Origin of the sequence: Staphylococcus croceilyticus (assembly GCF_002902575.1) — a bacterium.
In the GTDB taxonomy this organism is placed as follows: Bacteria; Bacillota; Bacilli; order Staphylococcales; family Staphylococcaceae; genus Staphylococcus; species Staphylococcus croceilyticus.
Genome location: NZ_PPRD01000092.1, coordinates 1 through 9,745 on the forward strand (window position 1 = coordinate 1; position 9,745 = coordinate 9,745).

A 9,745-nucleotide genomic window follows, 5' to 3' on the forward strand; every position below is an offset into this window, starting at 1 on the left:
TCTTTATATATACTAAAAAGATATTATGCGTTCTAGAAATATATATTTTTTATATGTATAATGGGTAATATGGGTAATTATAGCGCTTTCACCATTTGTAAGCGTGTTGAAGTGAACAAAGGGGGAATATAAATTGGAATTAGATGCAGTGACAACATTATGCCTCGCTTGTCTGCTTTATTTATTAGGCGAATTTATTGTTAATCACGTTTCCTTTTTACAAAGAGTTTGTATACCAGCACCAGTGATTGGTGGTTTATTATTCGCAATATTAGTTGCAGTCTTAGATACTTTTAATATTATAACAATCACACTAGACGCAAAATTTATTCAAGACTTCTTTATGATGGTCTTCTTTACGACCATTGGTTTAGGTGCATCATTTAAATTATTCAAAATTGGCGGTAAGGTACTACTTCTTTATTTCGGTTGTTGTGCTGTTTTAGCGATTTGTCAGAACTTTATCGGCATTTCACTGGCGAAACTACTTAATATTAAACCTTTATTAGGCTTAACTGCTGGTTCTATGTCAATGGAAGGTGGACACGGCAATGCGGCGGCTTATGGTCAAACGCTTGAACAAAGTTTCAACATTGATTCTGCAGTAACCGCTGCGTTAGCTGCTGCAACGCTTGGCTTAGTATTTGGTGGTTTAATTGGTGGTCCATTAGTAAAATTGATGATTAAGCGTTATAACCTTAAACCTGAAAATAGTGATGATTCATTCAAAGATTATAGTAAGGTTGAAGCAAATGCCGAATTACATAAGAAATATAAACCAACACAAGTGTTCTTTATTCAATTAACAATTATTGCGTTTTGTATGTCGCTAGGTACATTTATAGGTGATCAATTCTCTAACCTTACTGGGCAAAGTTTACCAATGTATGTAGGTTCTATGTTTGTGGCAGTAGCTATACGCAATATTTCAGAATATACGAATTGGAATATTATAGACTTGAAGCTGAATGATCAAATCAGTGATGTCGCACTTGGTTTATTCTTATCACTCGCTTTAATGAGTATTCAATTAACACAAGTCTATTCATTAGCCTTACCATTAATTATTATTGTTTTAGTCCAAGTCGTTTTCATCTCACTCTTTGCCTTCTTCATTTTATTCAGATTGCTAGGCAAGGATTATGATGCGGCAGTAATGGCTGGTGGCTTTATTGGTCATGGTTTAGGTGCAACACCAAATGCTATGGCAAATTTAGATGTTATTACTAAGAAATACGGTAGCTCACCTAAGTCTTACCTAGTCGTCCCTATTGTTGGGGCCTTCCTCATTGACTTAGCTGGCGTACCTATCGTCATGGGCTTTATCAACATCTTTGGTAATTAGCCTTTGAAAATGAAAACAAATACTTGCACAATAAACAAAGCGGCTGAGACAAAATAAAATGTCTCAGCCTTCTTTAGCATTATGGCAGTAGCTGACTGATTTGAAATTGCGCTTAAATTAAGCTTTTTTCAAACCTAGTCATCCTTGCCGGGGCGGGACGACGAAATTATTTTAATTTCTGTCCCGCTCCCTTCTTTTAATTTACTTCGTTATCCTCTATGAATATCTAAGCCACGTTGTTCAATCCAAGACATTAATTTCTGATCAAACACTACCTTACTATGTTTAAGCTCACTAATGTCTTTAGCATTTAACATTGTCATAATTGATTTCATATGTTCAATGAATGATTCCACATATTCAATTGTGCTAGTGATGCCCCCATTTTCAACATGATTCAAGAACGGACGTGACATACCTACTGCTTTCGCACCTAATGCTAGGCTCTTAACAGCATCTAATGGCGTGCGTACACCACCGCTAGCAAATACATTCAATGTATCTTGATAAGCCGCGCTTTCAAGTAACGATTCTACTGTAGATTGTCCCCAGTTTGCTAAATAGTCCATGTCTTTATTAGAGCGACGTTCGTTCTCAATGGTTACGAAGTTCGTACCGCCTCGACCGCTCACATCAACATACGTTACGCCTGCATCAATTAAATCTTTATATAATTCTTTACTCATACCAAATCCAACTTCTTTGATAATGACTGGTACATCTACGCGTTGTACAATCGCCGCTACATTATCAATCCAAGTTGAGAATTCTCTATTACCTTCAGGCATAACAAGTTCTTGTGGCGCATTCACATGGATTTGTAAGGCTTGTGCATCTAGTAAACTAACCGCTTCTACTGCTTTATCTACAGGCACATCAGCACCGACATTACTAAACACGATACCTTCTGGATTGGTTTGACGCACGATGCTAAACGATTCAGCCATTTTAGGGTTTCTAAGTGCCGCATGTGTTGAACCAACCGCCATAGCTAAGCCTGTTTCACGTGCAACGACCGCGAGTTTTTCATTAATTTTCTTTGTCCAATCACTGCCCCCCGTCATGGCATTAATATATAAAGGATATTTCATGTCAAAGTTGGATGTATGACTCGTTAAATCAATTTGATCTACATTAATGTTTGGAATAGAATGATGTACAAACCTCACACGGTCAAAGTCCGATTGAGGCGCGTCATGTTGTGCCATTGCAATCTCAACATGTTCATTTTTCCTCTGTTCTCTTTGCATATCGCTCATGCTACTACCTACCTTTGTTTATTTTATATTGTTCATGCTCTGTACTAGAACCATTTTTTTCTTTTGAAAAAGATAATTAATGCCACCGCTATGATTAACATGACTAGCAGACATATAGGATAACTATAATGCCATTTTAATTCAGGCATATATTCAAAGTTCATGCCGTATACACCAGCTATAAAAGTTAATGGAGAGAAAATAACGGATACAAGTGTCAACACTTGCATAATACTATTCATTCTAAAAGAAGAATACGATTCAAAATTCTCCCTAATCTCATTCGTCATTTCTTGCGATGTGCGAATAATGTTATTCTGTTTAATCAAATGGTCATCGATATGTTGAATATACATTGAATGTTTGCTATCTACAATTAAATTACCTTCTGTTTTTATTGTATTAACCAATTCTTGCATTGGGAATAACACGCGTTTGATTTTAATCAAGTCTGAACGTAATTTAAAGACATTGTCCATTACCTTTTTGCTATGTGTATCATCTACGTGTGCATCTTCAAAGTTATAGACTTTGTCTTCAATCGTATAAACAAAATCAAAATATTTATCAACCATCATGTCCAAAATATGTATTACTATATCTGCACAGTCTAATTCTGGATCATGTTTTTTCGAATTCATTTCTGCTACTTTATATAGAGACTCGAAATGTTTATGGTGATATGTGACTAACACTTTTTCATTCACAAAGACGTTTAATGATATAGGAGAAAAATCATCTTTATACATGCTATGAAATACCATATACTGATATTCTTTATACGCTTTGTATTTAACACGGGGCACACCACTTATAGCATCTTCTAACTCTAAATAGTTAAAATTAAAATGATCAATTAAATAATCATTTTCTTCGGATGTCGCTTTTTCAAAATCAAACCACACGATGGTTGCGTCCTGTGGAATATCTTTTACTGAATCAACTTGAGTAAGTGACTGTTTCGTAGTTTGATACCGAATTATCATCGTCATTTTATATGTTACCTCCTACAGAACCATACGTCTTACATTCTACCATGAATTAAATGTTGTGTATGCGTTATTTTAATTTAGTAAAATGAATTTAGAAATATAAATTGAAAGGACGTAACTATTTATGAATTACCCGTTTATTGTTAGAAAAAAAGTAGAACAATCTCAAATTGATCATAATAACCATATGCATGATTCTGAATATAATGCCGTCTTTAGTGAAGCCGTCAATGAATTCAATTATGCTAACGGTTTATCATTAGAAGAACGTAAAGCTTTAAATTATACAATGTTTACTTTAGAAGAACATACGACTTATTTATCTGAAATGTCTTTAGATATGGCGTTTCGTATTATAGTAAATATTTATAATTATGATGACAAACGCGTTCATTTCTTTTTATCTCTATACACAGAAGATGATGTGTTAGCTGCCACTAATGAAGTTATGATGATGGGTATTGATGGCGAACAACGTCGTTCCGCCCCTTTTCCGGAAAAATATAAAAAGAATGTCGAACAGTATTATAGTATTCAAGGAGATGTAGATTGGCCGAAGCAATTGGGACATCAAATTGGTATACCAACAAAAAAGGATGAATAGACATGATGCAATCAATAAGAGATCTAATTACAGAGAAAGTTTACGATATGTATGATGATTTAAAAGTGCAGTTGATCGAAATTAATCAGTCTAAACAATTATTTATGAACGGCCCAAGCCAAGAACTAATGAAACGCGCGTTTAATATTAGCTGCTATCAAGGACAAAAACAGGCTATTGAAGCGATACAGAAAATCATCGAAGATAATAAAGAAGAGCCTGCGCTTGTTGAACAATTACGTGATTATCAAACACTTATTAATGACAAACTAAGCAATTTGGCAGAAATGATGCCCCGTATAAGCGAACCACAATTTAAACTTGAAGAAGTATTAGATCAACATTATCACTATTTGGGACAGAGCTACATCATCACTCAAGTGACTAAAATGATTAAAGAGGTTTCAGAATGATACTGAAACCTCTTTTTAGTGATTATTGATCGATTGTCTTAGTAATCTGTTTAATGACTTTATGTGATTCACGTATTGGATATAACGGGAAATCATGAAACATTTTAGGATAATCAAAGAATTGAATATCATGGTTAGCTTCTTCTAATTTATAAGCTAATTGTTGAATGTCAGGATAATAAATCTCGCGACCTCCCCCAAACATTACAATTGGTGGTAAGTGTTCTAATGAGCCGTATAATGGAGAAATACGTGGATTTGCGAGCGCATCTTCCTTACTCCATATATTTAAAATACGTTGTAATCCATCAATATTTACAAAACGATCTTTATTAATTAGATTATCTGTGATTTGTGGATTTGTCATTGTTGCGTCCAACATAGGTGAAATTAAGTATAATTTCTTAGGTATAGGGCGTTGTTGTTCAATAAGTTGTTGAACAAAACTTAATGCAAGTGCACCGCCAGTTCCATCTCCCATAATTACTATGTTCTCTGCTTCTACTTCTTCTAGTAGAGAGTCATAGACATCGCTAATGGCTTTAAAAGTATCTTCTATATGGCATTCTGGTGTCTTAGGATAAATAGGTAATACTACTTCATACAAGGTGTTTAATACAAGCTTGTCCATAAATCTCCAGTGAAATGGTGAAGGTTGTAATGTATTATAACCACCATGAATATATAATATTTTCTTGTTCGTTTCATGACGGAAATTAAATCTAAATACCTGCATATCTCCTAAAGAAAGTTTATCGAGATTAGCTTTCACATTTAATGTTGAAGGTTGTTTATGTTTCGCTTGATTGGCATCTTTACGTTGATCCATAAATTGATCAAATGCAGCTTGATTATCAAATAATATTGAGCGGTTGTGTAACAAATACTTATTTATAATTCTATTTACCATATGAGATCTCATGATAACTTATAACCTGCCTTTTTATTTTTATGAGATATATTTGAAATACTGTTCCGTTAAATATAAAAAACGATATAATGAAAGGTATGTTGTAAATTTAGTATTAAGTATGACTAATAAGTTAGTTATTTCACATTAAACTCAGTATAAAATAGTCAATCTTATAACACAAATGAATAAAGGTAAAGGAGGTTAAAAATTGTCAAACTATCGCAACGATAATTATGAAGACAATGGTTATATAAATAATAATCAGTATAGTCGTGCTAATCGTAATGGAAAGAAAAAGCGCTCTTGGGTAAGCTTAATTATTCATATTATTGTTTTAGTATTAGTAGGTATCACTGGTTATAGTATGTATAGACAACCAATATTTAATCTTGTCTTTGCAAACCAACCTATCAATTATGATGGTATCAAAGATTTTCAAAATTTAGTAACCCAAATTGGTTCATTAAATATTAATTTGGGACAACTTGCGAATATTCAAGATATTGCAGACAAATTAGTCATAGTCTTTAATATATTTTTTATCTTATGCATGATTAGTATGGTTATATCGATTATAACTATTCTCTTTAATCGTACAATTTTAAAAATAATTAATTTTGTCATTATAGCCATTCTATTAGTAATGTCTTACTACTTTGGTTATGCAATTCAACTGATTGGTCAACGCGTTTCTGATAAACTACAAGATTTCTATTTAAAAGTAGCGCCAACTCAAATTGTTACTGAAGCAGATGCGATTCACAACGCACTTATCTTATTAGTATGTAGTTTAGCATTACTTATTATCAGTTTCTTCTTTAGAAATCGTCGTCCGAAAACAAAACTTAAATAGTGTTAATTACAAAAACCATTAAGATGTGTAAATTTCTTGATGGTTTTTTGTTTCTATCTTTTCCGGAAAAATAAAAAAAGTATCGATAACACTTAATGTGTACCGATACTTTAAAAATCATGCCCCCACAACACAATTTTTTTAAAATTATTTTAATTGATTGTTTTGTTCTGCTTTAACCATTCTGTCATGTTCTGCATCAGCGCCTTTTTTACCTTTTAAGAATAAACTTAAAATAAACGCTAATACTGCTAATCCTGTGGCAATCCAGAATGCATCGTTAATACCTTCGATATATCCAAGTTTATTAACATATTTTAAAATTGCTTGCATCGCATCTGATTGGCCACCATATTGCATAGCCATTTGACGAATTTTATCAATAATCATTGGATTAGTTTTATCCATTTCATTCGCAAAGTTAGCAACATGATTAGTTGTTTGAGTTGTCATAACTGTAACAAGAATGGCTGTACCAATAGAACCAGCTAATTGTCTCATTGTATTTAAGAATGCATTACCATGAGAAATTAATCTTGGTGGTAAAGCGTTGATAGCTGCTGTCATTAAAGGCATCATTACGAACGCCATACCAAATGAACGAATTATATAAATACTCATGATATGGAAATATGTTGTATCCATATTTAATCGAGTAAGTTCCCAAGTTCCGTATGCCATAACGGCAATACCGAATAACGCTAATGGTTTCAAACCAATTTTATCTAATAATCTACCAGTAATTGGTCCAAGAAGACCCATTACTAATGAACCAGGTAATAGAAGTAAACCTGAATCAAGGGCTGAGAAGCCACGTAAGTTTTGTAAGTAAATTGGTAATAAGAGCATACCACCAAATAAACTCATCATTACTACCATATTAATAATTGTAGTAAGTGTAAATGTTGGTGATTTTAATACTTCAAGATTTAACATTGGTGCTCTCATTGTTAACTCACGAATGACGAAAGCTACAATGAAGATAATACCAATAATAAACATAGCGATGATTTCACCTGAGCCCCAGCCTTTATTACCGGCTTCACTGAATCCATATAATAAAGCACCAAAACCAATAGTACTGTATACAATACCTTGATAGTCAGCTCTAGGATTAGTTGTTTTTTGGTAAAGTTTGAACCAGAAGAAACCAACGATGATAGCAAGGATACCTAGTACAGTCATACCATAGAACATTACGTTCCAATGGTAGTTTTGAACGATATAACCAGATAATGTTGGGCCAATTGCTGGCGCAAGAATCATGGCAATACCCATTGTACCCATTGCTGCCCCACGTTTTTCAGGTGGGAAGATAGTAACGATAACGTTAGAACCTAATGGCATTAAGACACCAGCACCAATGGCTTGTAACACACGTCCAGTCATCATAATTGGGAAGTTTGTAGAAATAGCACAAACTAAAGAACCGAGTGTGAATAATGTAAGCGCAATAATAAATAATCTACGATAAGAATATTTATTGAATAGGAATGCACTGATTGGAATTAAGATACCATTTACTAACATGAAACCTGTCATCAACCATTGACCAGTTGATGCAGAAATATTAAATTCAGTATTAATTTTAGGTAAGGCAACGTTTAGTAATGTTTGGTTTAAGATGGCAATAAACATACCAAATAACATTGCTGCTAAAATCATACCTCTTGTTGTGTTTTTACCGAACACGAAATCAGCTTTTTGGTGTTTAATTTGCTCATTTACGCGTCCTTCTTGAGAGTTCGGATTAATCGGCTCATAAATTGAGTCTTTAGGTAAATGTTGATTATTTACATCGTCTTCATCTCTAGGTTCTCCAACAGCTTCTTCGCTGTTCATTTCTGAAGCATCGTCTGAATAATGTAAGGAATGAGATGCTTGATTTTGTTCTGGATGAATTTTTTCAGATGCAGAATCTTGTTGATCTTGTTCGCTTTCGAAATGATTTTTACGTTTGTCATTATCAAAGCGATGATCGTCTTCGTTCTCAAAGTGACGACGGGCTTCTGCGTCATGATGAGAAGAAGTTGTTTCGTTTGACGCTTTATCTCGGTCTAAGTCACTTATTTTAAATTTAGATGGATTACTTTGACTTTTAGATTCTTCATTTACGTGTTGTCCCTTAGATTGGTTTGATTTTGCATTTTTACGTGATTTTATAAGTAAAACATTAATCAAACCAACTAAAATGATCGCTACAACTATATAACCAATAATGAAGGTCGCTGTCATTCTATGACCTCCTTAGTCTTTATGGATTTTTACTTCAGCGTTCATTCCAGGAACAACGTTTTTAGATGGTGCAGAATCTAAAGAAATTTTAACAGGTACTACTTGAGAAACTTTAGTGTAGTTACCGTCAGCGTTAGATGATGGCATTAATGAGAAGCTTGCTGCAGTTGCTTGACCTACTTCTTCTACTTTACCATCGATATCAGAATCTTGACCGTCAATTGAAACGTCAACTTTGTCGCCTTTTTCGATACTGTTAACATCTTTTTCGTCAATATTTGCTGTAATATATAAATCATCTAAATTGTAAGCGTAAGCAATTGGTGAACCTGCTTGCGCAACTGAACCTTCCATGCCGCTTGTTTTAACGATTGTACCGTTTTGAGGCATTTTAATGTCCATGTCTTTAGCGTCTCCGCCTTGACCTTGAGCACTTACTTCAGCTACTTTGTCACCTTTTTTCAATTTGTCGCCTTGTTTCACATCAAATGATTTGATTTGACCTGAAGCAGGACTTGAGATTTGAATTTGATCTCCGTCAACTTTTGCATTATCAGTTGTTACATAGCTTGTAGCATTGTGGTATAACATGAAACCTACAATACCAATAGCAATGATAACAATGATAGTGATGATATTAATTAACACCATTTTTTTCATTGAACTTTTCCTCCTATTTGCTTTTCAAAATTACTTTTAATATTATAAAGACATGTGAAGAAAAAAAACACCAACAATTACATTAAATTTGTTGGTTTCTTGAAGGCACAAACAATATAGGTGACGTATAATGAAGCAAAAAGCGAAATATAGAATTATAAAAAGTTTAATCGACTTATTAGAGCTCTATCCAATCGAGAATATCTCAATAAAGATGATTTGTGCTAATAGCAATGTTAATCGTTCAACTTTTTATGCCAATTTTCAAGATAAATATGATTTGCTTGATAAAATCCAAAGTTATCATCTAAATAAATATGAAAAGTTATTACACGCTTTCGCTAATAATTTTGAAAGTATTAAAAAGAATCCTGAGAAAGTACACAAATTCTTCTATATTATATTGAAGTATATATATAGAAAGAAAGCCTTCTATCATGCTATATTTATTTCTCATCCTAACAAGGAATT

At 33.4% G+C, this 9,745-nt stretch carries 10 protein-coding genes; 5 read left to right on the forward strand and 5 right to left on the reverse strand.

From position 1 onward, the window contains the following. Positions 1–133 precede the first annotated feature (133 nt). Positions 134–1,345: a sodium/glutamate symporter gene (gltS, locus tag CD128_RS10260; RefSeq protein ID WP_103329816.1), complete on the forward strand. Its 1,212-nt coding sequence runs from the start codon at positions 134–136 to the stop codon at positions 1,343–1,345. Between the two features lie 209 nt (positions 1,346–1,554). On the opposite strand, the gene fni is transcribed toward gltS, so the two are convergent. Beyond that, positions 1,555–2,604, reverse strand: a complete 1,050-nt coding sequence (gene fni / locus CD128_RS10265; RefSeq protein ID WP_103329817.1) for a type 2 isopentenyl-diphosphate Delta-isomerase — start codon at positions 2,602–2,604, stop codon at positions 1,555–1,557. 44 nt (positions 2,605–2,648) lie between these two features. Further along, positions 2,649–3,596, reverse strand: coding sequence for a magnesium/cobalt transporter CorA (gene corA, locus CD128_RS10270; protein ID WP_103329818.1), 948 nt, complete (start codon positions 3,594–3,596; stop codon positions 2,649–2,651). A gap of 124 nt (positions 3,597–3,720) precedes the next feature. Between corA and CD128_RS10275 the strand changes: the two genes are divergently transcribed. Next, positions 3,721–4,200 carry a thioesterase family protein gene (locus CD128_RS10275; protein WP_103329819.1) on the forward strand — a complete coding sequence of 160 codons (480 nt, stop codon included), beginning with the start codon at positions 3,721–3,723 and terminating at the stop codon, positions 4,198–4,200. Between the two features lie 2 nt (positions 4,201–4,202). Next, the gene (locus tag CD128_RS10280; RefSeq protein ID WP_103329820.1) at positions 4,203–4,613 is read left to right on the forward strand and encodes a hypothetical protein; all 411 of its coding nucleotides are present in this window, start codon (positions 4,203–4,205) and stop codon (positions 4,611–4,613) included. A gap of 22 nt (positions 4,614–4,635) precedes the next feature. Here the strand turns inward: CD128_RS10280 and CD128_RS10285 are convergent, their stop codons facing one another. Beyond that, positions 4,636–5,535, reverse strand: coding sequence for an alpha/beta hydrolase fold domain-containing protein (locus CD128_RS10285; RefSeq protein WP_103329821.1), 900 nt, complete (start codon positions 5,533–5,535; stop codon positions 4,636–4,638). Positions 5,536–5,734: 199 nt separating this feature from the next. Between CD128_RS10285 and CD128_RS10290 the strand changes: the two genes are divergently transcribed. Next, positions 5,735–6,379 (forward strand): hypothetical protein, encoded by a 645-nt coding sequence (locus CD128_RS10290; protein WP_103329822.1) that lies wholly within the window; start codon positions 5,735–5,737, stop codon positions 6,377–6,379. Between the two features lie 147 nt (positions 6,380–6,526). Here the strand turns inward: CD128_RS10290 and CD128_RS10295 are convergent, their stop codons facing one another. Both CD128_RS10295 and CD128_RS10300 read right to left on the reverse strand, forming a co-directional pair. Beyond that, positions 6,527–8,614 (reverse strand): DHA2 family efflux MFS transporter permease subunit, encoded by a 2,088-nt coding sequence (locus tag CD128_RS10295; RefSeq protein WP_103329823.1) that lies wholly within the window; start codon positions 8,612–8,614, stop codon positions 6,527–6,529. 12 nt (positions 8,615–8,626) lie between these two features. Continuing rightward, on the reverse strand, positions 8,627–9,274 hold the full coding sequence (locus tag CD128_RS10300; protein WP_103329824.1) for an HlyD family efflux transporter periplasmic adaptor subunit: 648 nt from the start codon (positions 9,272–9,274) through the stop codon (positions 8,627–8,629). 130 nt (positions 9,275–9,404) lie between these two features. Here CD128_RS10300 and CD128_RS10305 point away from each other — a divergent pair. Beyond that, the coding region (locus tag CD128_RS10305; protein WP_231917301.1) for a TetR/AcrR family transcriptional regulator at positions 9,405–9,745 on the forward strand (341 nt) is incomplete at its 3' end.